Genomic DNA, 23,207 nt, shown 5'->3' on the forward strand with positions numbered 1-23,207 from the left:
AGAGAGTAGCGGACCTTGACGGTTGCCTCACCGCGCACGCGCCGCTATCGTCGGGACAAACAGGCCGCAAAAGGCCGATGTCCAGGGAGGACGAGGATGCGGAGCGTACGGGCGCTCGCCGCGACGGCGGCGCTATCTTTGCTTGCGTTTTCGAGCGTTGCACTCGCCAGCGAGCCCAAGCAGGGCGGCATTTTGCGGATGTACCACCGCGACAGTCCCGGCAATGCCTCGATCCACGAAGGCGCGACCTACTCGCTCAACGTTCCCTTCATGCCGGTGTTCAACAACCTCGTCATCTACAAGCAGGACGTGGCGCAGAACAGCATGGACACCATCGTGCCCGAGCTCGCCGAGAGCTGGGCCTGGGTCAACGACAACAAGACGCTGACCTTCAAGCTACGCCAGGGCGTGAAGTGGCACGACGGCAAGCCGTTCACCTCGGCGGACGTCAAATGCACCTTCGACATGCTGATGGGCAAGTCGCAGCAGAAGTTCCGGCAGAACCCGCGCAAGAGCTGGTACGAACAGGTCAACGACGTCTCCACCAACGGCGATCTCGAGGTCTCCTTCAATCTGAAGCGGCCACAGCCTTCGCTGCTGGCGCTGCTCGCCTCGGGCTACACGCCGGTCTATCCCTGCCACGTCTCGCCCGGCGACATGCGCACGCACCCGATCGGCACCGGGCCGTTCAAGTTCGTCGAGTTCAAGGCCAATGAATCGATCAAGCTGACCCGCAATCCCGACTATTGGCGCAAGGGCCGGCCCTATCTCGACGGCATCGAGTTCACCATCATCCCGAACCGCTCCACCGCGATCCTCGCGTTCGTCGCCGGCAAGTTCGACATGACCTTCCCGACCGAGGTGAGCATCCCGCTGCTCAAGGACGTCAAATCGCAGGCGCCGAACGCGGTCTGCGTGGTCGAGCCCAACAATGTCGCCACCAACATCATCGTCAATTCGTCCGCGCCGCCGTTCGACAATATCGACATCCGTCGCGCCATGGCGCTGTCGCTCGACCGAAAGGCCTTCATCTCGATCTTGTTCGAGGGCCAGGGTGACATCGGCGGCACCCTGCTGCCGCCGCCGAATGGGCTGTGGGGGATGCCGAAGGAGATGCTCGAGACCATTCCGGGCTACGGCCCCGACATCAACGCCAACCGTGAGGAAGCGAAAAAGCTGATGCAGAAGGCCGGCTATGGGCCGGATAAGCATCTCGCCGTCAAGGTCTCGACCCGCAACATTCCGGTCTACCGCGATCCTGCGGTGATTCTGATCGATCAGCTCAAGAGTATCTATATCGACGGCGAGCTCGACGTGGTCGAGACCGCAAACTGGTTCCCGAAGATCGCGCGGAAGGATTACATGCTCGGGCTCAATTTGACCGGCAATGCCGTCGACGACCCCGACCAGTCCTTCTACGAGAACTATTCCTGCGGCTCCGAGCGCAACTACACCAATTACTGCAACAAGGAGATCGAAAAGCTGTTCGACGTGCAGTCCCAGGAGACCGACATTAACAAGCGCAAGAAGCTGGTGTGGGACATCGACAAGAAGCTGCAGGAGGACGTCGCCCGCCCGATCATCTTCCACGCACGTACCGGCAGCTGCTGGCAACCTTACGTCAAGGGCGTGACGGTGATGTCGAACAGCTCCTACAATGGCTATCGCTACGAGGACGTCTGGATGGACAAGTAGCGCGGGCGGCTGACGGGTTCGACGGGAGGCGATGCATGTTTGCCTATCTGGTGCGGCGCCTGTTGCTGATGCTCCTGACCCTGTTCGGGATCTCGATCATCATCTTCTTCCTGCTGCGCATCGTCCCCGGGAATATCGTCGACATCCTGTTCGCCGCCGCGGGCTATGTGGACCCCGCCGACAAGGCCAATCTGGAGAAGGAGCTCGGCATCGACCAGCCGCTGGTGGTGCAATATTGGCACTGGATCAGCGGCTTCCTGCGCGGCGATTTTGGCTACTCCTACGTCTCCGAGAAGCCGGCGCTCCAGGAGATCCTGCCACGGATCCCGATCACCGCACGGCTCGCGGGCCTGGCGCTGTTGTTCTCGACCTCGATCGGCATCCCCCTTGGCGTGATCAGCGCGGTGAAGCAGGGAACGAGGCTCGACTACGCATTGCGTGTGGTGAGCCTCAGCGGATTGTCGCTGCCTTCGTTCTGGCTTGGCCTGCTCATCCTCACCGCCTCGGTGGCGATGTTCAACCAGATGCCGATCTTCAACCCGAATCCAGCGACTTGGCTGGAAGCGTTTGCGACCTATGCCGTGCCCGCCGCAGCCGTCGGCTTCCGCAGCGCGGCACTGACCATGCGCATCACGCGATCCTCGATGCTGGAGGTGCTGCGGCAGGACTATATCCGCACCGCGCGTGCCAAGGGCGCATCGGACGCCGCTGTGAACTATCAGCATGCGCTGAAGAATGCGATTCTGCCCGTCATCACCGTGATTGGCATCGAAGCGGCGTTCCTGATCGGCGGCCTCATCGTGACGGAGACGGTGTTCAACATCCCCGGCGTCGCGCGCTTCCTGGTCGAGGCGATTCGCTGGCGCGATTATCCGATCGTGCAGAACCTGGTGATGCTGATTGCCATCGTCGTGGTGAGCGCGAATTTCATCGTGGACATGCTGTACGCGGTGTTCGACCCGCGTATCCGGTACACGGATTAGGAGAACCTGTTGGCTGCGATCGACTATGACGTTGAACTGAGGCGCGCCGGGGCGCACGCGACCGTCGGCTGGCGGCGCGTGCTGTTTTTGGCGCAGCGGCATGTGCTGGGCGCGGCCGGGCTCGTCATCATGACCCTGTTCGTGTTCACCGCGATCTTCGCCGACTTCATCGCGCGTTACGATCCGCTGACGATCGATGCCGCTCGGGCACTGGCGCGTCCAAGCCTGGCACACTGGATGGGCACGGATTCCTTCGGCCGCGATGTCTTCAGCCGCATCATTCATGGCGCGCGGATCTCGCTCGCGGTCGGCATCGGCTCGACGGCGCTCGGCGGCAGCATCGGCGTGATCGTCGGCCTCACCTCCGGCTATCTCTCCGGCTGGGTCGATCTCGTGTTCCAGCGCGTCTCCGATGTCCTCCAGGCGCTGCCGCTGCTGGTGCTGGCCCTGATCATGACCGCGGCGCTTGGGCCGTCCTTGCCGAACGTCATCATTGCGATCGCCATTCCGCTGATCCCGACCGTCTCGCGCGTCATCCGCGCCAACACGCTGGCGCTGCGCGAGCTGCCATTCATCGAGGCCGCCAAGTCGATCGGCATGAGCGAGGTACGCATTGCGCTCCGTCACGTGCTGCCGAATACGCTGGCGCCGCTGATCGTGCTTGCGACGGCCCAGCTCGGCTCGACTATCCTCACGGAAGCCTCGCTCTCCTTCCTCGGCCTCGGCATTCCCGAGCCGTACCCGTCGTGGGGGCGCATGCTCTCTGAATCCGCCGCCGAATATGTCCGCACGGCGCCATGGCTGGTGATCTTCCCGGGCATCGCCATCAGCCTCGCGGTGTTCGGCGCCAATCTGTTCGGTGACGCCTTGCGCGACATCCTCGATCCCCGGCAGCGCGGCTGATGGCTGAGAACTCCGATCTCGTGATCGAGGTGAAGAACCTGAAGACGGTGTTCTTCACCAACTCCGGTCTGTTCAAGGCCGTCGATGATGTTTCCTTCACGGTGAAGCGCGGCGAGACGCTGGCGATCGTCGGCGAATCCGGCTGCGGCAAGAGCGTCACTGCACTATCGCTGATGCGGCTGGTGCCGGATCCACCCGGCCGCATCGTCGGCGGCTCCGTCACGCTCGAAGGCACCGACCTTCTGACGCTGGACGAAGCAGAGATGCGTGCCGTCAGGGGCAACCGCATCTCGATGATCTTCCAGGAGCCGATGACCTCGCTCAATCCGGTGATGCGGATCGGCGACCAGATCGTCGAGACCGTGCGGCTGCACCGGAACATGTCGAGCAAAGAGGCCCGGGGCATCGCAATCGAGATGCTGCGCCTGGTGCGCATCCCCGAGCCGGCTCGGCGCGCGCGGGAATATCCGCATCAGCTGTCCGGCGGCATGCGCCAGCGCGCCATGATCGCGATGGCGCTGGCGTGCCGGCCGGTGCTGCTGATCGCGGACGAGCCCACGACCGCGCTCGACGTCACCATCCAGGCGCAGATTCTGGCGCTGATCCTAGACCTTCAGAAAGAGCTCGGCACCGGGCTCGTGCTGATCACGCATGATCTCGGCGTCGTCGCGCAGACCGCGCAACGCGTCATCGTGATGTATGCGGGACGCAAGGTCGAGGAAGCGAGCGTCGAGGCGCTGTTCGCCGCGCCAAAGCACCCCTACACGCGCGGATTGATGGCATCGATCCCGGCGGTGCCGGCGCCCGGCGTTGCCGCGCCGGCACGGTTGAACGAAATTCCCGGCACCGTGCCGTCGCTGGTGGGGCTGCCCAAAGGTTGCGCGTTCGCGCCACGCTGCAAGCTCGCGATCAAGCGCTGCGAGGCCGAATATCCGCCGCTCATCGATTGGGGCGGCGGCCATCTCGCGGCCTGCTGGCGCGCAGCCGAAGTGGCGGAGGTGGCATGACCGACGCACTGCTCGAAGTCACCGAACTCAAGAAGCACTATCCGGTGCGCGCCGGCGTGTTGCGCCGACAAATCGGCACAGTGCATGCGGTCGACGGCGTCTCGTTTTCGGTTGGGGTCGGGGAGACGCTGGGCCTTGTCGGCGAATCCGGCTGCGGCAAGTCGACGGTGGCGCGCAGCGTGCTGCGGCTGGTCGAGCCGACCTCGGGCCAGATTCGCCTCGAAGGCGAGGACATCACGCATCTCTCCAAGTCCGCGCTGCGGCCACACCGTCGTTCGATGCAGATCGTATTCCAGGATCCTTTCGCCTCGCTCAACCCGCGCATGACTGCCGGAGACATCGTGGGCGAGCCGCTGTTCGTGCACGGGCTCGCGACCGGCAAAGCGCTGGAGGCACGTACCGCACAGCTGTTCGAGCAGGTTGGCTTGCGGCCCGACCAGATGCGCAACTTCCCGCATCAATTCTCCGGCGGCCAGCGCCAGCGCATCTGCATCGCCCGCGCGCTGGCGCTCGGGCCCCGCCTGATCGTCTGCGACGAGCCGGTCTCCGCGCTCGATGTCTCGATCCAGGCGCAGGTGATCAATCTCCTGATCGATCTGCAACGGCAGCACGGCTTCTCCTACCTCTTCATCGCGCATGACCTCGCCGTGGTCGCCCATATCAGTCACCGCGTCGCCGTGATGTATCTCGGCCGCATCGTCGAGATCGCGGACAAGGACGAGCTGTTCCGCAATCCGCGCCATCCCTACACGCAGGCCCTGCTCGCCTCGGTACCGGTCGCCAACCCGCTCGCCAAAAAGCTCGTGCCGCTGGTCGACGGCGACGTGCCAAGCCCGGTCAATCCGCCGCCGGGCTGTGCGTTTCACACCCGCTGCCGGTATGCGATGGAGCGATGCAGGACGGAACGACCGGCGTTGGTGGACGCGGGGGACGGGCACCAGGTGGCGTGCTTGCTCAATGGCGGAACGGGGCGGAGCCAGTAGCTCCGCTGTCGTCCCGGCCTTCGCCGGGGCGACGAGTTGAGCTTGCCGCCCTACTCAGCCCCGATCTCCGCCACGATCCGGCCCGTTGTCACCTGCTCGCCCTCGGCGACGTCGATCGCGGCGACGACGCCGTCGATGCCGGCCTTGTGGACATGCTCCATCTTCATCGCTTCCAGCGTCATCACCGGCTGGCCGGCAGTGACGCGGTCGCCCGGCTTGACCAGGACGGCAACGACGCGGCCGTTCATGGCAGCGCGAACCTTGCCGTCTCCGTTGCTTGCGGCCGCCTTCGGCGCGGCGAGGGTGAGATCGGTCGCCGCGAGCGGGATGCCGCGGCGCTGGAGGTGGAGCCGGTCGCCGTCGCGCAGGAATTTGGCACTGTCCATCACGCCGTCATGGCGGAAGCGAATCACGTCGAGATCGAGTTGGTCGATCTCGAACTTGTCTTGCCGGCCGTCCCTGGCAACAATGTAGCTGCCATCGCGCTCGCGCCAGACTTCTAGCTCAAGCGCCTGGCCTGCGATCTCGATTTTCGCCGGCAGCGGGAACGTTGCCGCGAGGCTCCGTCCGCGGCGCCACGACGGTGCCTGGGGGTTCGTGACGTAGAGCAGCAGGCCGGCCAAGGCCATGTCGAATGCGGCGTCCGCGCGCGGCGCCAGCAGCTCGTCGCGATGGGCACCAATGAACGCCGTGGTCGCCTCGCCTTTGGCGAAGCCGGGATGACGCAGGCATGACATCAGGAAAGTCTGATTGGTAGTCACACCAAATCCGGTCAGTTGCTCCAGGCCGACGATCAGCCGCCCCCTCGCCTCCTCGCGGGTCGCGCCATGGCCGATCACCTTCGCGATCATGGAATCGTAGAACGGCGGAATCTCGGAGCCCGATTGCAGCGCATGTTCGACGCGGATGCCATCCGGCACCTGCCAGCGCGCCATGCGCCCGGACTGCGGCATGAAATCCTGCGCGGCGTCCTCCGAGCACAGCCGCACCTCGATGGCGTGGCCTGTGAAGCGAATGTCCTGCTGCTTGAGCGGCAGCGACTCGCCGCGCGCGACGCGCAGCTGCAATTCGACGAGATCGAGCCCGGTGATGGCCTCGGTGACGGGATGCTCGACCTGGAGACGCGTATTCATCTCCATGAAGTAGAATCCGCCGCTCGCATCGAGCAGAAATTCGAGCGTGCCGGCGCCCTCGTAACGCAACGCCTTCACCGCGGCGACCGCGACCTCGCCCATCTTCGCACGCAGGTCGGGCGTGACTGCGGTCGACGGCGCCTCCTCGATTAGTTTCTGGTGCCGCCGCTGCACCGAGCAGTCGCGCTCGCCAAGATGGATGGCGTTGCCATGGCTGTCGCCGAACACCTGAATTTCGATGTGACGGGGATTCTGGATGGCGCGTTCGAGGATCACCGTGGGATCGCCAAACGCCGCCTTCGCCTCGGACCGCGCGCTACGCAGTGCCTCGGGGAACGAATTGGCATCCGCAACGAGCCGCATCCCGCGTCCACCGCCGCCGGCGACCGCCTTGATCATCACGGGAAAGCCGATCTCTCTCGCCTCCGCGAGCATGACTTCATCGCCCTGATCGGCGCCCTGATAGCCGGGCACGACGGGCACGCCGGCCTTTTTCATGATCTCCTTGGCACCGGCCTTGTTGCCCATTGTCTCGATCGCCTGCGGCGACGGGCCGATGAAGACGAGGCCGGCATCCTTGCAGGCTTGCGCAAACTCCTCGTTCTCGGCGAGGAAGCCATAGCCGGGATGAACGGCATCCGCGCCGCTGGCCTTTGCGGCCGCTATGATCGCGGCGATGTTGAGATAGGACTGCGCCGGCAGCGCTTCGCCGACTCGCACGGCCTGGTCGGCCTGTTGCACATGAAGCGCATCCCTATCCGCATCCGAATAGACCGCGACGACGCCGAGGCCGAGCTTCCGCGCGCTGCGCATCACCCGCAGTGCGATCTCGCCGCGATTGGCGATCAGGACCTTGAAGAACGGCCGGTGCTGCACTGATCCGTTCCTCATGGGCGGGCCACCGAGAATTGCATGCGCTGTGGGCTCCGCGCGTCACCTTCACGACAGATCGCGAGCACTTCGGACAGCACCGCGCGGGTGTCGCGCGGATCGATCACGCCGTCGTCGAGCACGCGCGCGCTGGTCGAGAACACGTCCATCTGGCCGTCGAACACGCCGACGATCTGCGCCTTCATGCCATCGAGCTTTTCTTTTTCGACCGGCTTGCCGCGACGCGCGGCTGCGGCTTCGGTGACGATCGCCATGGTCTCGGCGGCCTGCTCACCGCCCATCACGGCAGTCTTGGCGTTGGGCCAGGAGAAGCAGAAGCGCGGATGGAAGCCGCGCCCGCACATGCCGTAATTGCCGGCGCCGAACGAGGCGCCGCAATAGATGGTGATCTGCGGCACTGTCGCCGACGTCACCGCCTGGATCATCTTGGAGCCATGCTTGATCATGCCGGCTTCTTCGTAAGCTTTGCCGACCATGTAGCCGGTGGTATTGTTCAGATAGAGCAGCGGCGTTCGGGTTTGGCAGCACGCCTGGATGAAATGCGTCGCCTTGTTGGCACCGGCCGGATCGAGCGGACCGTTGTTGGTGATGATGCCGATGGTCTGGCCCTCGATGCGGGCATGGCCGCAGACGGTGGCCGGGCCGTAGTTCGGCGCCATCTCGGTGAAGTCGGAATCATCGACGATACGTGCGATCACCTGCTTCATGTCCACGGAGCGCTTGTGGTCCATCGGCATAATGCCGAGCAGTTCGTCTTGATCGTAGCGCGGCGGCTTATATTCCGCGCTCGCCCTGCCCGGCCGTTCCCATTCCAGCGCCGCCATGATCTCGCGCGCGATGCGCAGGGCGTCGCGGTCATCCTCGGCGAGGTAGTCGCCAAGTCCCGACACCTGCGTGTGCATCTCGGCGCCGCCAAGCTCCTCTTCGGTCGCGATCTCGCCGGTGGCGGCCTTCAGCAGCGGCGGCCCGGCGAGGAAGGCGCGGGTGCGGCCACGGACCATGACGATGTAGTCGGACAGGCCGGTCTGATAGGCGCCGCCGGCGGTCGAGGAGCCATGGGTTACGGTCACGACGGGCAGGCCCGCTGCGGAGAGTCGCGCGAGATTGCGGAAGATGTTGCCGCCGCGGACAAAGTCTTCGACGCGGTAGCGCAGGAGATTGGCGCCGGCGCTTTCGACCAGCTGGACGTAAGGCAGCTTGTTCTCCAGCGCGAGCTCCTGCACGCGTATCGTCTTGTCGAGGCCGTAGGGCTGAAGCGCGCCGGCATCGATGCCGGAATCGTTGGCGCTGACCATGCAACGGATGCCCGAGACGAAACCGATGCCGGCGATGACGCCGCCGCCGGGGACGCTCTTGTCCGGATCAGATACGTCGAACATGTAGCCGGCGAGCGTGGACAGCTCGATGAAGGGCGCGCCGGGATCGAGCACCAGCGCGACGCGCTCGCGCGGCAACAGCTGGCCGCGCTTGTGGAAGCGGTCTTTCGCCGCGGCTGATGCCGCACGCGTGCGCTCTTCCAGCGCGCGCATGCGGTCGATCAGGCCAAGCATGCCGTCGCGGTTGGCGCGATAGGCGGCACTGCCGGGAGAAATCGTGTTTTCGAGAATGGACATAACTCAATCCTGCTCGTCATTGCGAGGAGCAAAGCGACGAAGCAATCCAGGCGCATCCATGGAAAGATTCTGGATTGCTTCGCTTCGCTCGCAATGACGGTTGAGGCGATAATTTACCTATTCGTCCCAAAAATCTTTCGCGCTTCCGCCGGGCTCGCGATCTCGCGGCCGGCACGGCGGGCGCAGGCGGCGATGGCGTCGATCAGCTGGCCGTTCGACGTTACCTTCTTGCCGTCGGCGAGATAGAAGGCATCTTCGAGACCGGTGCGCAGATGACCGCCGAGCTCCGCACAGCGCTGGTGCAGCGGCCAGATTTCTTCGCGGCCTATCGCGGTGACCTGAAATTGCGCCTCGGGACGCTTCAGCTTGATCAGGATCGGCAGCAGATCGGGATCCGACGGCATGCCGGAGGCGACGCCCATCACAAAGTTATACTCGAGCGGGCCCTTGTACATGCCGACCTGGCGGTACATGCCGACGCAGCGGACGATGCCGACGTCAAAACATTCGAATTCGGGGATGGTACCGACCGCGTTCATGACGTCGAGATAGTCCTTCACCTTCTCGACCGCATTGTCGAACATCATCGGCGGCCAGGCCCAGCTGTTGTCGGCCTTCACCTTCAGGTAATTTAGCGAGCCGGCATTGCAGGCCGCGATCTCCGGCCTGGTCTCGCGGATACAATCCAGCGCACCGTTGTAGTTCGGCCCGGAGACGCCGGAGGTGTGATTGATGATCACGCCAGGGCAGGCTTCGCGAATCGCCTGCTGGATCTCCTTGCTGACGCTGACCTCCCAGGACGGCAGATGCCCCTTGTCCGGCGCCTGCTGACGCAGATGGATGTGCATGATGGACGCGCCGGCATCGAACGCAGCCTTGGCCTCGCGCGCCATCTGCTCGGGCGTGACAGGCACGTTGTGCTGCTTCGGGTCGGTGAGCACGCCGTTCAGCGCGCAGGTGATGACGGCCTTGTCGCTCATGCCTTGAATGTCTCGCACGTTGATAATTCAACGTTTGCGATCATGTGATGGGCGGCAGGCGGCTTCTTGCGCGGAGAAGCTGGAAAAAGGCGATAAACCGTAGGGTGGGCAAAGGCGCTCTTGCGCCCTTCCCACCATCTCTCAATACCTCGCGAAGATGGTGGGCACGCTTTCGCTTTGCCCACCCTACGAGACGACGCTAGCTCGCCTCCGCCAGCCTCACGGTCTCGCTGCTGCGATAGATCGCGAGATCGCGCGAGCCGACGAAGATCGCGCGCGGCTTCAGGCCGTAGAAGCGGCGGATCGAGTGGCTGAAATGGGTGGAGTCGGGATAGCCGATGTCCTGCGCGAGATGGGCGAGGTTGAGGTCCTGGTTGGCGAAGTGCAGCAGGTGACGCGCCCGCTTCCAGGCGCGGAAGGAGCGGAACGAGATGCCGGTCTCTTCCTTGAACAGATGCAGGAAGCGCGAAGCGGAAAGTCCGGCCTCCGCCGCGCATGTGTCCGCCGTCACGGGTTCGCCCGTGAAGCGGCCGATACGGGCGACCGCACGCGTCACGCGGGGGTCGAGCACGCGGCGCGGCAGCGCCTCGCCAAAACACATCTGGTCGAATTCGGCGGTGGTGATGTCGCCGTAGCGACGCTGGCGCAGCAGCGTGTAGGCGGCGAGGATCTTGCGGGCATAGACGGCCCTGTCGGGTCCGGTGAGCCGCTCGGCCAGGACCTCGATCACGCCATCGGGCATGCTCTCCGGCTCCAGCGTCACGCTGATCGCGGTGCGGTAGTCGCTCGCAATGGAATGCCGCTGGTTCGGTAGGGTAACGAACAGCTCGCCGGTGGCGAGCGCATCATCGATCGTCAGATGCAGACTGCCCTTCACCGCGACATAGACATGGCAGCAGCCGGGCGTCCGCTTGCGGGGGCGGCCGAGCAGGCCGGCATAGAATACCCGCTCCGGCGTGATCAGCATCAAATGGTCGGATTCGCGACCGTTATCTTCCATTGGGATCCTCCTCGCGCGGCTCTTTGGCCGCTGCGGACGGAGGTCACCTTAGCGGAAATCTGGGCGCTGTCACGGCGGGATAGCGCTATCATGAAGCGCAAAACAGCGGCAGTCCCGACGACCCGGAACTCCCGGCAACATGGCCGTCCCGGCTTTCGCCAGAACGACAATCAGGCCCTCACCCTTGGCGCCACGTTCTGCTCGACGCCGGCCTGTTGCTCCGCAGCAACCGCGCGCTTGAAACCATCCCGTTGCTGCAAGCGTGCCCAATAGGCTGCGACATTTGGCCCAAAATCCTTGGCAAGCCCGATAGTATCGGCGAGGCGGAGCGCGTAACCGATCACGATGTCGGCGGCAGTGAAGCGGCCCGCGCACAAGGCCTCGGTATTTGCGGTGGCTGCCTCGACGGCGCGCAGGCGGCCCAAAAACCATTTGGCATAGTCGCCGGCGACCTGCGGATTGCGGCGCTCTTCCGGCTCGAGCTGGGTGTATCGGAGCACCAGCGTCTGCGGAAAGGTTAACGTGGCGTCGCTGAAATACATCCAGTTCACGAACGCGCCATAGGCGGGATCTTCGGGTCCGACCATCAGTGGCGTCGGTCCATGCTTGATGCCGAGATAGTGGCAGATGCCGGAGGACTCGGTCATTTTCGTCTCGCCGTCGACCATGAAGGGAATCGTGCCCAGCGGATTGAGCGCGAGATACTCCTTGGCGAAGACCCGCGGCGGGAACGGCAGCATCTTGAGCTCGTAGGGCAGCCCCATCTCCTCCAGCATCCAGAGCGGACGGAATGAGCGCGCGGCGTCGCAGTGATAGAGCGTGATCATCAGGAACTTCCTTTGCTGCCGGGCAGCGTCCCCATCATCTTGCACAGGACCATCAGCATGACCTCGTCGGCGCCGCCGCCGATCGATGTCAGACGGCTGTCGCGATAGGCACGGCTGACCGGCGTCTCGTTGGTAAAGCCCATTCCACCCCAATATTGCAAGCAGGCGTCGGTAAGCTCGCGGCCGAGTCGCCCGGCCTTCAGCTTGGCCATGGTCGCAAGTTTCGTGACATCCTCGCCCGCCACAAGCGCCTCTCCGGCACGGTAGATCAGCGCGCGCAACAGCTCGACCTCGGTCTGCATCTCCGCGAGCTTGAAATGAACGACCTGGTTGTCGAGGATCGACTTCCCAAAGGCCTTGCGATTGCGGGTGTATTCGATGGTCTCGTTGATAATGTATTCATGCGCCTTCAGGCAGGCGGCCGCACCCCAGAGCCGCTCCTCCTGGAACTGGATCATCTGGTAGGTAAAGCCCTTGCCCTCCTCGCCGATCCGGTTGCGCTTGGGCACGCGGACATTGTCGAAGAAGATCTGCGCGGTGTCGGAGGAACGCATGCCCATCTTGTCGAGCTTGCGCGCGACCGTGACGCCCTTGGTCTTCATGGGCACACAGATCAGCGATTTGTTGCGGTGAACGGACCCGTCGCCCGTATTGGCGAGCAGACAGATCCAGTCGGCCTGGGTGCCGTTGGTGATCCACATCTTGCCACCATCGATGACGTAATCGTCGCCGTCCCCGCGCGCATTGGTCTTGATCGAGGCCACGTCAGAACCCGCGCCGGGCTCCGAGACGCCAATGCAGGCCACATAGTCGCCAGAGATCGAGGGCGCCAGGAATTCGCGCCGCACTTCATCGGAGCCGAACCGCGCCAGCGCAGGAGTCGCCATGTCGGTCTGCACCCCGATCGCCATCGGCACGCCGCCGCAATTGATCGCGCCGAGTTCCTCCGCCATCATCAGCGCATAGGAATAGTCGAGGCCGGAGCCGCCGAATTCGACCGGCTTGTTCAGCCCGAGAAAGCCGAGCCTGCCCATCTTCCTGAACAGCTCGTGCGCCGGGAAGATGTCGGCCTTCTCCCATTCATCGACATGCGGATTGATCTCGTTGGCAATGAATTTTTGCAAGGAACGGCGGATCTCGTCGTGGTCGGCGGTGAACAGCATCTTGTTAGCCCAGTTCTTGGTATCTCTGAGGTGCTCGTCATGGCCGGGCTCGTCCCGGCCATGACGGAGAAAGAGGTCACAACCCCATCTGCCGCGACGCGAGATCCTTCATGATCTCCTCGGTGCCGCCGCCGATCGCGTTGACCTTGACCTCACGGTAGATGCGCTCGGCCTTGATGCCGCGCATGAAGCCGGCGCCGCCAAAAATCTGCACCGCTTCCGAGGCGCAGAACGCCATGGTCTGGGTCGCCTGGTTCTTCATCATGCAGATTTCGGCGACCGGGCTTTCGCCCTGCTCCAGCCGCCAGGCCAGCATCTCCAGCATCGCTTGCGATGCGGCGACCTTCTGCGCCATGTCGACGATCTTGTGGCGGATCACCTGGTGCTGCGCGAGCGGCTTGCCGAAGGTCTTGCGCTCCTTGGCGTAGGCAATGGCCTCGTCGAGGCAGACGCGCGCGAACGCGGTGCAGCCCGCCGCCATGCCCATGCGCTCGCTGTTGAAATTCCGCATGATGATCTTGAACCCCTGGCCTTCCTCGCCGATCAGGTTTTCCGCCGGTACGCGGCACTCGTCGAAATGCAGGGTCGCGGTGTCGGAGGCCCACCAGCCCATCTTCTTCAGCTTTGTCCGGGACAGGCCGGGCGTATCCCCCTCGATCAGGAGCAGGCTGACGCCGCCGGCGCCCTCGCCGCCGGTGCGCACCGCAACGGTCAGATAGTCGGCACGCATCCCGGATGTGATGAAGGTCTTCTCGCCGCTCACGACGTAGTGATCTCCGTCGCGCCGCGCCTTGGTGCGGAGGCCCGCGACATCAGAGCCGCCGCCCGGCTCGGTGATCGCGAGCGCGGAGATTTTCTCACCCGCGAGCACCTGAGGCAGCACGCGCGCCTTCACCTCGGGGCGCGCGGCCCGCGCGACCGGCGGCGAACCGATCGTATGGCTCATCAAGCTGGCGCTGACACCGCCGGCGCCAGCCCGCGCCAACTCCTGGCTGGCGACGATCCTCATGAACTGGTCGGCGGCGATCCCGCCATATTCCTCGGGGAAACCGAGTCCCAAGAGCCCGATCTCGGCCGCCTTGCGATAGAGCGCGCGGGGGAATTCACCGGCCTCATCCCACTCGTGGGCGAAGGGCGCAATCTCCTTGTCGACGAAGCGGCGCATCACCTCGCGAAAGGCGTCATGCTCGGCGGTATAGAACGGGCTCATCATCGCACTCTCGCCTTGCTGGCGGATTCGTCTCGTCCACCATGGCCGGAACCTTGGCGGCTCACTTGCGCGGAGTGGCTGGCCGAGCCCCGCTCCAAGCAAGCTCGCTCTAGCAACTCAACGCAAGACGATTTTCATCGCTCGCGCGCCAACTCCGGATCAAAAAAAGGATGGTGCACAAACTCCGGCTGGCCCTTGGGCCATGCCGGGCATGGTGCATGGCAATAGGGACGCGGGCGGCACAAGTCCGCCGAGGGAGGAATTCTTGGCCGTTCGTTACTACGACTGGATCGCCCACCATGGCCGCCGCACACCGAACAAGATTGCGGTGATAGACCTCGCGAGCGAGCGCCGCTTTACCTATGCGCAGCTCGACGCGCGCATCTCGCGTCTCGCGTCATTTCTGCGCCATGCGCTGAAAGTCTCGCGCGGCGAGCGGGTCGCGGTGCTGGCGCTGAACACGACCGATACGCTGGAGGTGCAATTCGCCTGCGGGCGGTTAGGTGCGATCTTCGTGCCGCTGAACACCCGCCTCACCGTTCCCGAACTCCAGTTCATCACCGCAGATTGCGCGCCGAAGGTGATGATCCACGACACCGATCTCGCCGAAACGGCGCTGGCCGTGGCAAGGCTCTGCGGCATTGCGACGAGCCTGCTGCTTGGCCCCAGCGGGACTTATGAGGCCGGCATCGCCGCCGCAAAGCCACTCGAGAAAATCGAGGAGGTGACCCTCGATGACGTCTCGACCATCATGTACACCTCGGGCACAACGGGTCATCCCAAGGGCGCCACCATCACCCATGGCATGACCTTCTGGAATTGCGTCAATCTCGGCGGCCCCGCCTGCATCGGGCCGTCCTCGGTGCTGCTCACCGTGCTGCCGCTGTTCCACACCGGCGGCCTGAATTGCTACACCAATCCGGTGCTGCACGCCGGCGGCACCGTGATGATCATGCGCGCCTTCGATCCCGGCACGGCGCTCGGCCTGATCAACGATCCCGCACAGGGCATCAACGTGTTCTTCGGCGTGCCCGCGATCTACCAGTTCATGGCCCAGCATCCGGCGTTCGCGACCACCGACCTCGGCCGGTTGATCGTGGGAGGTGTCGGCGGCGCACCAATGCCGGTGCCGCTGCTCAAGGTGTGGGAGGCGCGTGGCGTCGCACTCCAGCAGGGCTACGGCATGACCGAGACCTCGCCGGCCGTGCTGGTGCTCGACCGCGAGGATGCGGCACGGAAAGCCGGCTCCGCCGGCAAGCCGGTGCTGCACACGGAAGTGCGCATCGTGCGTCCTGACGGCGGCGACGCCGATGTCGGCGAACTCGGCGAGCTCTGGGTCAAGGGACCGAACATTACGCCCGGCTACTGGAACAGGCCGGAGGCGAACAAGACGTCGTTCACCGATGGCTGGCTGCACACGGGCGACGCGACACGCGTCGATGAGGAAGGTTTTTATTACATCGTCGACCGCTGGAAGGACATGTACATTTCCGGTGGCGAGAACGTCTATCCGGCCGAGGTCGAGAACGTCCTGCACCAACTCGACGCTATCGCGGAAGCCGCCGTGATCGGCATTCCCGATCCGCAATGGGGCGAGGTTGGCCTCGCCATCGTCGCGGCCAATCCCGGCCAGCGGTTGACCGAGACAGATGTCTTCGCGCACTGCGCGGCGAATCTCGCGCGCTTCAAATGTCCACGCCAGGTCCGCTTCGTCGATGCGTTACCCCGCAACGCCACCGGCAAGATCCACAAGCCGACCTTGCGCAAGGAATTCTCAGGCGCCTCGGAAGTCGACAAGAAAGCCGCCAACGCCTGATCAAAGCGCCCCTCTCGCGGGCACTTTTCTTTTTGACGTGCGTGTTCCAACCCAGAAAAGCCAAGGAATTTTCATGAACAAGAAACTCTCCCTGCTCGCCGCAGCAACGGCGCTGATGCTGCTGACAGCCCAAACCGCGTATGCGCAAAAGGCGTACGACACCGGCGTCACCGACACCGAGATCAAGATCGGCAATGTCGAGGCCTATTCCGGCCCGGCTTCCGCCTACGGCGTCATCGGCAAGACCGAGGAAGCCTATTTCAAGATGATCAACGATCAGGGCGGCATCAACGGCCGAAAGATCAATTGGATCTCCTACGACGACGGCTACTCGCCGCCTAAGACCGTTGAGCAGATCCGCAAGCTGATCGAGAGCGACGAGGTCTTCCTGGTGTTCAACGCGCTGGGCACGCCGACCCAGACCGCCGTGCAGAAGTATCACAATTCCAAGAAGGTGCCGCAGCTGTTCCTCGCCACAGGCGCCAGCAAGTGGAATGACCCGAAGAACTTTCCCTGGACGATGGGCTTCCAGCCCAGCTACCGCGTCGAGGCACAGATCTTCGCGAAGTATATTCTGAAGGAGAAGCCGGACGCGAAGGTCGCGATTTTTTATGCCAACGACGATTTCGGCAAGGACTACCTCGCCGGCATCAAGGACGTGTTCGGTGACAAGGCATCGAAACTGATCGTGGCCGAAGAGAGCTACGAGACGTCGGAACCCTCGATCGATGCTCATATCGTCAAGCTCAAGGGCACCGGCGCCGATGTCTTCGTGAACATCGCCACGCCGAAATTCGCGGCGCAGGCGATCAAGAAGATCGCGGAGCTGGAGTGGAAGCCGATGCATCTCATGACCGATGTCTCGGTGTCCATCGGCGCGGTGATGAAGCCTGCCGGCCTCGAGGCATCCGAAGGGGTGCTGTCGGCTGGTTATCTGAAGGATGCGTCGGATCCGCAGTGGAAGGATGATGAGGGCATGAAGAAGTTCATGGTCTTCGTCGACAAATACATACCCGGTGCAAATATTTCGGACGCCAATCTGGTTTACGCCTATGCCGCAGCCCAGACCATGGTGCAGGTGCTGAAGCAGGCGGGCGACAATCTGACCCGTGAGAATGTGATGAAGCAGGCAGCGAGCCTCAAGGACTTCGTGCCCGACACACTGATCCCGGGCATCAAGATCAACACCTCCGCCACGGACTTCGCGCCGATCGAGCAGCTCAAGATGTGGCGGTTCAAGAAGGGCCAGTGGGAACTGTTCGGCGATATCATCAGCGCCGAAACGGGCGGCTAGTTCGACTGAGAGCAACAGCCTGAATCGACCGAATAGCGGCCGAAGGGCCGCTATTCTTTTCCAGCAAGCGACGGCGCTGTTCCCGCGCTTTCAACCTCGATCATGTCGTCGCCGACGTCGATGCCCGCGATCGGCAGGCCGAGACGACGCGAATCGCCGACGCCCCTGAACATGGGGCATGCCCAGGCGAGGGTGGCGATGCCTGACGGCGGCAGATCGAGGCTCAGCCTGTAGCTGTCACAACCGGTCACGACCGCTTCGGGGCGGATGGCCGTGCCATCGACATAGAATCGCGTGTCTATCGTATCTAGCGGTGCGCGAAGTGCGGGGCTTCGAACGCGGACAATGGTGCGGCCCGGCTTCCCCTTGATGCGCACGGCTGCCTCTGGTTCGCTCCAGCGGAAAGTGTGACCGGCAGAGAACTCTTCGGCATGGAATCCGATCTGCGCGACAACGCGCTCACCAAGGAGCCCGTCAACAGGTCCCGCATCTCGTCCGAGACGGTGAATGCAATCGAGCCTCTGATGCCGGATCAGCGCGGCGATGTATCGCCGCATCCATCGCGCGATCGCATCGCTCGATCCGGCGGCCGTCACAGCGACCAGCACGGCCCGCGCGTGCCATGCCGCCAGCCGCGCGAAACCGCGCGCGCCGAGACCGCCGAGCAGCGCCGGCACGGCCCAACGCCATACCGCCAGCCATTTCTCGCCAGGCCCTCCCCCGCCGTCACCGAGGCTGGAGCGCAGGAGCGCGTTCAGTGCATTGCGGGCGAGCGACGCGCCGGCCTCGCTCCGCGAGCTCCACTCGACCGGAATGTCGAGCAGCTCGCTGCCGGCATCGTTGCGGGCCTCGCTCAGATAGCGAATCTCGCCTTGCACGAAGTCGAGCGTGAATTGCTTCAGCTCGCCGATCTCACCGACATAGTAGTGATGGAAGCGCGCCTCCTCGAGATAGCCGATGGAATGACCTCTCGCGTGATAGGCGGCGGCGAGCACCCATTCGGCGAAATGACCGAGCTCCTCGCGCAGGCCGCCGCATTCCCGGTAGACGTCGTGCCGCGTCACGAAACACTGATCCAGGACCTTGCGCCAGGGATGCTGCTTCATACCGAACTCGATGTCGGCCTGGTACATGGCGGCCTCTGCCACGGATAACCGGTTATGGCAGATCGGGATCGAACGGCAGGAAAAGCCGGCCCAATCGGGATGAGCATCGATCGCGCGAATGCAGAGTTCGATCACGTCGGGTTCGGGCCGGCAGTGCGATTCCGTGAAGAACAGATAGCTGCCGCGCGCCTTCGTCGCGCCGAATGCGCAGAGCCCGATGTCGTGTTCGGAATCGGTGAATTCGAGGCGAGCCCTGTTGCCGGCCAGCGCCTTCAACTGCTCGCGTGCCGTGAAATCCGGAGGCACGACCAGAATGATCTCGTAGAGCGATGTGTCGGCAGTTTGCGACGTCCAGCCGAGCCAGGACATCTCCCACTGCCCGCGGTGAGATTCGAGCGGGATAATGATTGAGAACAGCGGAGATTCGCCGTCGTAGAGTGCGGACGCGTCCTGCATGTCCCCTTATAGACGCATGCTCGTCATTCCGGATAATTTCTTGCGGGCTATACCGACAGAAACAGCGCGAACGATTCTTCCACCGTTCGGCGCAGAAGCTTTTGGTACAATTCGTGGTTAGCATCGCCGGGCGCGACCCGACCCAGCGAGGGCTTCGCGAAGTTTCGGAGCGGCACATAAGCGATCGGCGCTGCGATCGGCGTCAGCTGCGAGCCGGGACCGGCGCGGAGCGTCGAGATGATCCCGTACATCTCGCCGGCGACCGTCGGCCGCGACACAGTGATCACGCGATGCTGGCCGTGCTTGATGATGACGAGATAGATGAAGCCGGACTGATGCGGCACGGCGACCTCGCCGGTGTGTTCATAGGCGGCATCGGTCCGCTCGCCCTCGCGGAACACCAGTGAAGAGACCTTCGGCTCCCAGACGATCTCGGTGCGGTAGGCGAAGATCGCGTCCTTGTCGCCGAACGACGGTCGCAGCGTGATGTAGACGTCCTCGAGCCACGTCACCGCGCGATGGGCATAGGAGCCGAGGCTGTCGGGCGCGACATCGTTTGCGGCCGGAGGCGTCACTACGGCGGCGCTTCTGCGCAGGGAGACGCCCAGCGCCTGCTCCAGCCGCACCGTGGTCGCCAGCGTGAACGGCCGTCGGCCGCCGAGCACCTTCTCCAGCGTCGACAGGCTGAGCTTGGCCTGCTCGGCCAGCGCCTGCCGGGAGATCCGGCGCCTGGCGAGCTCCTCGCGAATGGTCTCCGCGATCTCGCGGCTCTGCTCGTCCGACAGCTGCTTGTCGGTGAATTTGTCCTGCGTCTGCATCGTGGCCCTGCTCCAGGACGACATCCTAGCAGGACGGACAAACCAGCACAAAACCGCACTTCGCCATCTCGGAGGCGGCCGGCCGGGCCGGCCGTGGCGGAACATTGCCGATCATTCTGCTCGCGAAATCGGGCCGTCCCGGCGGATGCTCGGGGCCAGCAAACATGCTCGGGAGCAGGCCAAATGGATACTTTTGACACGACGGACAGCAACGAACACCCTTGGCTGGGCAGACTGATCGTGGTCGGACTGTTCCTTCTGGCGCAGGGCATCGCGGTGATGCTGGTCGCCTTCGTGGCCCTGCTGGTGAGCTTCGAGCCGGGCTGGTCGGCGACGACGGAGCAGGCCAGCCTGCTCCAGCCCGGCGATGCCAAATCCGGTTCTCTCCTCCTCAAGGAGGATGGCGCCTACACGGAAGCGATCCGCCTCGGCATCGACGTCGACATCACGGTGTCGGGCCCGACACTGCGAGCACGAGTCACCCAAATCTTTCGCAACCCGACGAAGGACTGGGTCGAGGCGACCTATGTCTATCCGCTCCCCGCGGACGGCGCCGTCGATTCGCTGAAGATGGTGGTCGGCAACCGCGTCATCGTCGGGGACATCAAGGAGCGGCAACAGGCGCGCATGATCTACGAAGAGGCGCGCCGCGCCGGCCAGAAGGCCGCGCTCACCGAGCAGGAGCGGCCGAACATCTTCACCAACTCGGTCGCCAATATCGGCCCTGGCGAAACCGTGCTGGTGCAGATCGAATATCAGGAGCCGGTGCATCAATCCGGCAACGAATATTCGCTGCGCCTGCCGCTGGTGGTCGGGCCGCGCTACAATCCGGCGCCGATCGTCCAGAGCGTCGATTTCCGCAACGATGGCTCCGGCTGGGGCGCGACCAACTCGGACCCGGTGCCGGACCGCGACCGCATCTCGCCGCCCGTGCTGGATCCCGCCAGGAATGCACCGGTCAATCCGACCAGCATCACGGTGCGTCTGAACGCCGGCTTTGCGCTCGGCGAGGTCACGAGCCCCCATCATAACGTCAAGGTCGCGAGCCCGGACAATACGATGCGAATCGTCTCGCTTGCCGACGGTGCCGTGGCTGCCGACCGCGATTTCGAACTGACCTGGAAGCCAGCGGCCGTGAAGGCGTCGTCGGTCGGCTTATTTCGCGAGCGCGTCGGCGACGCCGATTATTTGCTTGCCTTTGTCACCCCGCCCGCCGCCGAGCAGGCGACGCAGAAGCCGCGGCCGCGCGAGGTGATATTCGTGATCGACAATTCCGGCTCGATGGGCGGCACGTCGATCGTTCAGGCCAAGGCGAGCCTCACCTACGCGCTCTCCCGTCTCCAGCCGACCGACCGTTTCAACGTCATCCGTTTCGACGATACCATGGACGTGCTGTTTCCGGTCTCCGTCGCGGCGGATGCCGAGCGTGTCGGTGAAGCCACCTCGTTCGTCAGCGCGCTGCAGGCGCGTGGCGGCACCGAGATGGTGCCGGCGATGCGGGCCGCGCTGACCGACAAGCTTGGCGACGCCGGCATGGTTCGCCAGGTCGTATTCCTGACCGACGGTGCGATCGGCAACGAGCAGCAATTGTTCGAAACGATCACGGCGATGCGCGGCCGCTCGCGCGTGTTCATGGTCGGCATCGGGTCGGCGCCCAACACCTATCTGATGACGCGCGCCGCCGAGCTCGGCCGCGGTGCCTTCACCCATATCGGCTCCGTCGAGCAGGTCGAGGAGCGCATGCGCGGCCTGTTTGCCAAGCTCGAGAACCCGGCCGTGACCGGGCTGAGCGTAAAGTTCTCCGAAGCGAAGGCCGACGTCACACCGACGATCATTCCCGACGTCTATCGCGACGAGCCGCTGGTGCTGGCGGCAAAGCTCGACACGCTTGCGGGCTCGGTCGAAATCAAGGGCCGCGTCGGTGACCGCCCATGGTCGGTGACGCTGCCGCTGCAAAATACGGCCGAAGGCAACGGCCTGTCGAAGCTTTGGGCCAAGCGCAAGATCGCCGATGCCGAAGTGGCGCGCACCCTGCGCGAAATGACGCCCGAAGACTCGGACAAGGCAATCCTGGCACTGGCGCTCGACCATCAGATCGTCACGCGGCTCACCAGCCTCGTCGCGGTCGACAAGACGCCGAGCCGTCCCGAAGGCGAGCCGCTCAAGCCCAGCGAATTGCCGATCAACCTGCCGGCCGGTTGGGATTTCGCGAAGGTCTTTGGCGAACGACAGCAGGTCCCAGCGCAGCTCCGCGAGCGTCACGCCGATGCACGCAACCAGCCGGCCACGAGGCGACCGACGCCCGCTGCACCGGATGCGATCCGCCTGCCCAAGACCGCGACCTCGGCCGAGCTGAAAATGACCGCAGGCCTGATCTTGGTCGTGCTCGCCCTGATCCTGTTCGTGTTCAAGCGGCGTCAGTCCTTGCTCACTGACGCCGCTTGAGAGAGGAGCCCCCCGAACTCCTCTGTTAGCGCGCGCGGCTGCCCGTCCCACACACCAACGGCCGCGCGCGCCTTTTTGAACTCCCCCTCTCACCTTCGTCATTGCAAGCGAAGCATCCAGAAACTCATCCACGGAGACAGTCTGGATTGCTTCGTCGCTTCGCTCCCCGCAATGACGGGAATTAGTACAATGCCGCGCATCATCTCTCCCCTCGCTCTCGCCCTGATCGGCATCATCCTGTTCGGCGACGGCGCCTACATCCATGCCAAAGCATGGCTCGCGCAGGTGCTGCTGGAGCGCGCATTCGACCAGAGCGTTGCGACCGGCGAGGTGGTCAGGCCATGGTCATGGGCCGATACTTGGCCGGTTGCGCGAATCGAGGTGAGGCGGATCGGCGCCCGCGCGATCGTACTGGAAGGCGCGAGCGGCCAGGCGCTCGCTTTCGGGCCCGGCCATATCCGCCAAACGGCTGACGCGGGCGAGCGGGGCGTTGCCGTATATGCAGCGCACCGCGACACTCATTTCCGTTTCCTGCGGAATGTCGCCATTGGTGACCTGATCGACGTCACACGCAGTGATGGCAAGCACTTTCGTTTTCGCGCGGATTCCTCCGCTGTGGTTCGCTTCGATGCCTCGGGGATCGATCCTGCGGCACGGGCAGCCGAACTCGTGCTCGCGACCTGCTGGCCGTTCAACGCCGTCGCGTCCGGCCCCGAGCGCTACATCCTGCATGCTACCCTGATCGGCACTGATGAATAGCGGTTCGCAATCGATCCGCACCCCCCTCTTGAATCCGCCCGACCTGTAGGGACAATGCCGCTCGATGGAACCCCTGAACCGGCGCCGTCGACCGCAGACCCATCAGAATGGCCTATTGAGCATTT

General features: G+C 64.1%; 18 protein-coding genes. 9 read left to right on the forward strand and 9 right to left on the reverse strand.

Going from position 1 to position 23,207, the window contains the following annotated elements:
* The first annotated feature begins 96 nt into the window (after window positions 1-96).
* From IVB13_RS24000 to IVB13_RS24020, 5 genes are read left to right on the forward strand one after another with little or no spacing between them, the layout of a single operon-like run.
* Window positions 97-1,695 carry an ABC transporter substrate-binding protein gene (locus IVB13_RS24000; protein WP_085361917.1) on the forward strand — a complete coding sequence of 533 codons (1,599 nt, stop codon included), beginning with the start codon at window positions 97-99 and terminating at the stop codon, window positions 1,693-1,695.
* Window positions 1,696-1,730: 35 nt separating this feature from the next.
* Complete coding sequence (locus IVB13_RS24005) at window positions 1,731-2,678, forward strand: ABC transporter permease (protein WP_247490743.1); 948 nt, start codon at window positions 1,731-1,733, stop codon at window positions 2,676-2,678.
* 9 nt (window positions 2,679-2,687) lie between these two features.
* Window positions 2,688-3,581, forward strand: a complete 894-nt coding sequence (locus tag IVB13_RS24010; RefSeq protein WP_018455966.1) for an ABC transporter permease — start codon at window positions 2,688-2,690, stop codon at window positions 3,579-3,581.
* The gene (locus IVB13_RS24015; RefSeq protein WP_018455965.1) at window positions 3,581-4,588 is read left to right on the forward strand and encodes an ABC transporter ATP-binding protein; all 1,008 of its coding nucleotides are present in this window, start codon (window positions 3,581-3,583) and stop codon (window positions 4,586-4,588) included. The genes IVB13_RS24010 and IVB13_RS24015 overlap by 1 nt, the downstream gene beginning before the upstream one ends.
* Window positions 4,585-5,571: a dipeptide ABC transporter ATP-binding protein gene (locus IVB13_RS24020; RefSeq protein ID WP_018455964.1), complete on the forward strand. Its 987-nt coding sequence runs from the start codon at window positions 4,585-4,587 to the stop codon at window positions 5,569-5,571. Before IVB13_RS24015 ends, IVB13_RS24020 begins: the two co-directional genes overlap by 4 nt.
* Before the next feature lie 50 nt (window positions 5,572-5,621).
* Here IVB13_RS24020 and IVB13_RS24025 read toward each other — a convergent pair whose 3' ends face one another.
* The 7 genes from IVB13_RS24025 to IVB13_RS24055 form a co-directional block, all read right to left on the reverse strand.
* Window positions 5,622-7,595, reverse strand: a complete 1,974-nt coding sequence (locus IVB13_RS24025) for an acetyl-CoA carboxylase biotin carboxylase subunit (protein ID WP_018455963.1) — start codon at window positions 7,593-7,595, stop codon at window positions 5,622-5,624.
* Window positions 7,592-9,208, reverse strand: coding sequence for a carboxyl transferase domain-containing protein (locus IVB13_RS24030; RefSeq protein ID WP_018455962.1), 1,617 nt, complete (start codon window positions 9,206-9,208; stop codon window positions 7,592-7,594). Before IVB13_RS24030 ends, IVB13_RS24025 begins: the two co-directional genes overlap by 4 nt.
* A gap of 113 nt (window positions 9,209-9,321) precedes the next feature.
* A complete protein-coding gene (locus IVB13_RS24035) occupies window positions 9,322-10,188 on the reverse strand; it encodes a 3-keto-5-aminohexanoate cleavage protein (protein ID WP_018455961.1) in 867 nt (288 codons plus the stop codon).
* Window positions 10,189-10,387: 199 nt separating this feature from the next.
* Window positions 10,388-11,188 (reverse strand): AraC family transcriptional regulator, encoded by an 801-nt coding sequence (locus IVB13_RS24040; protein WP_018455960.1) that lies wholly within the window; start codon window positions 11,186-11,188, stop codon window positions 10,388-10,390.
* Between the two features lie 170 nt (window positions 11,189-11,358).
* Window positions 11,359-12,015, reverse strand: coding sequence for a glutathione S-transferase family protein (locus tag IVB13_RS24045; RefSeq protein WP_018455959.1), 657 nt, complete (start codon window positions 12,013-12,015; stop codon window positions 11,359-11,361).
* Window positions 12,015-13,178 (reverse strand): acyl-CoA dehydrogenase family protein, encoded by a 1,164-nt coding sequence (locus IVB13_RS24050; RefSeq protein ID WP_247295935.1) that lies wholly within the window; start codon window positions 13,176-13,178, stop codon window positions 12,015-12,017. The genes IVB13_RS24045 and IVB13_RS24050 overlap by 1 nt, the downstream gene beginning before the upstream one ends.
* Before the next feature lie 76 nt (window positions 13,179-13,254).
* The gene (locus IVB13_RS24055) at window positions 13,255-14,391 is read right to left on the reverse strand and encodes an acyl-CoA dehydrogenase family protein (protein WP_018455957.1); all 1,137 of its coding nucleotides are present in this window, start codon (window positions 14,389-14,391) and stop codon (window positions 13,255-13,257) included.
* Window positions 14,392-14,653: 262 nt separating this feature from the next.
* Here IVB13_RS24055 and IVB13_RS24060 point away from each other — a divergent pair, with 262 nt between their 5' ends.
* Both IVB13_RS24060 and IVB13_RS24065 read left to right on the forward strand, forming a co-directional pair.
* Window positions 14,654-16,204, forward strand: coding sequence for a long-chain fatty acid--CoA ligase (locus IVB13_RS24060; protein WP_247490745.1), 1,551 nt, complete (start codon window positions 14,654-14,656; stop codon window positions 16,202-16,204).
* A 73-nt stretch (window positions 16,205-16,277) separates the two neighbouring features.
* A complete protein-coding gene (locus IVB13_RS24065; protein WP_247295930.1) occupies window positions 16,278-17,498 on the forward strand; it encodes an ABC transporter substrate-binding protein in 1,221 nt (406 codons plus the stop codon).
* A gap of 50 nt (window positions 17,499-17,548) precedes the next feature.
* On the opposite strand, the gene IVB13_RS24070 is transcribed toward IVB13_RS24065, so the two are convergent.
* Complete coding sequence (locus IVB13_RS24070) at window positions 17,549-19,060, reverse strand: glycosyltransferase family 2 protein (protein ID WP_018455954.1); 1,512 nt, start codon at window positions 19,058-19,060, stop codon at window positions 17,549-17,551.
* A gap of 47 nt (window positions 19,061-19,107) precedes the next feature.
* A complete protein-coding gene (locus IVB13_RS24075) occupies window positions 19,108-19,878 on the reverse strand; it encodes a helix-turn-helix transcriptional regulator (protein WP_247295928.1) in 771 nt (256 codons plus the stop codon).
* Window positions 19,879-20,061: 183 nt separating this feature from the next.
* Here IVB13_RS24075 and IVB13_RS24080 point away from each other — a divergent pair, with 183 nt between their 5' ends.
* Entirely contained in the window at window positions 20,062-22,323 is a 2,262-nt protein-coding gene (locus IVB13_RS24080; protein ID WP_247490747.1) for a marine proteobacterial sortase target protein, read from the forward strand.
* A 189-nt stretch (window positions 22,324-22,512) separates the two neighbouring features.
* Entirely contained in the window at window positions 22,513-23,082 is a 570-nt protein-coding gene (locus IVB13_RS24085) for a class GN sortase (protein ID WP_085361925.1), read from the forward strand.
* The last annotated feature ends 125 nt before the right edge of the window (window positions 23,083-23,207 follow it).

Source organism: Bradyrhizobium sp. 17 (genome assembly GCF_023073515.1).
Lineage (GTDB): Bacteria > Pseudomonadota > Alphaproteobacteria > Rhizobiales > Xanthobacteraceae > Bradyrhizobium > Bradyrhizobium canariense_D.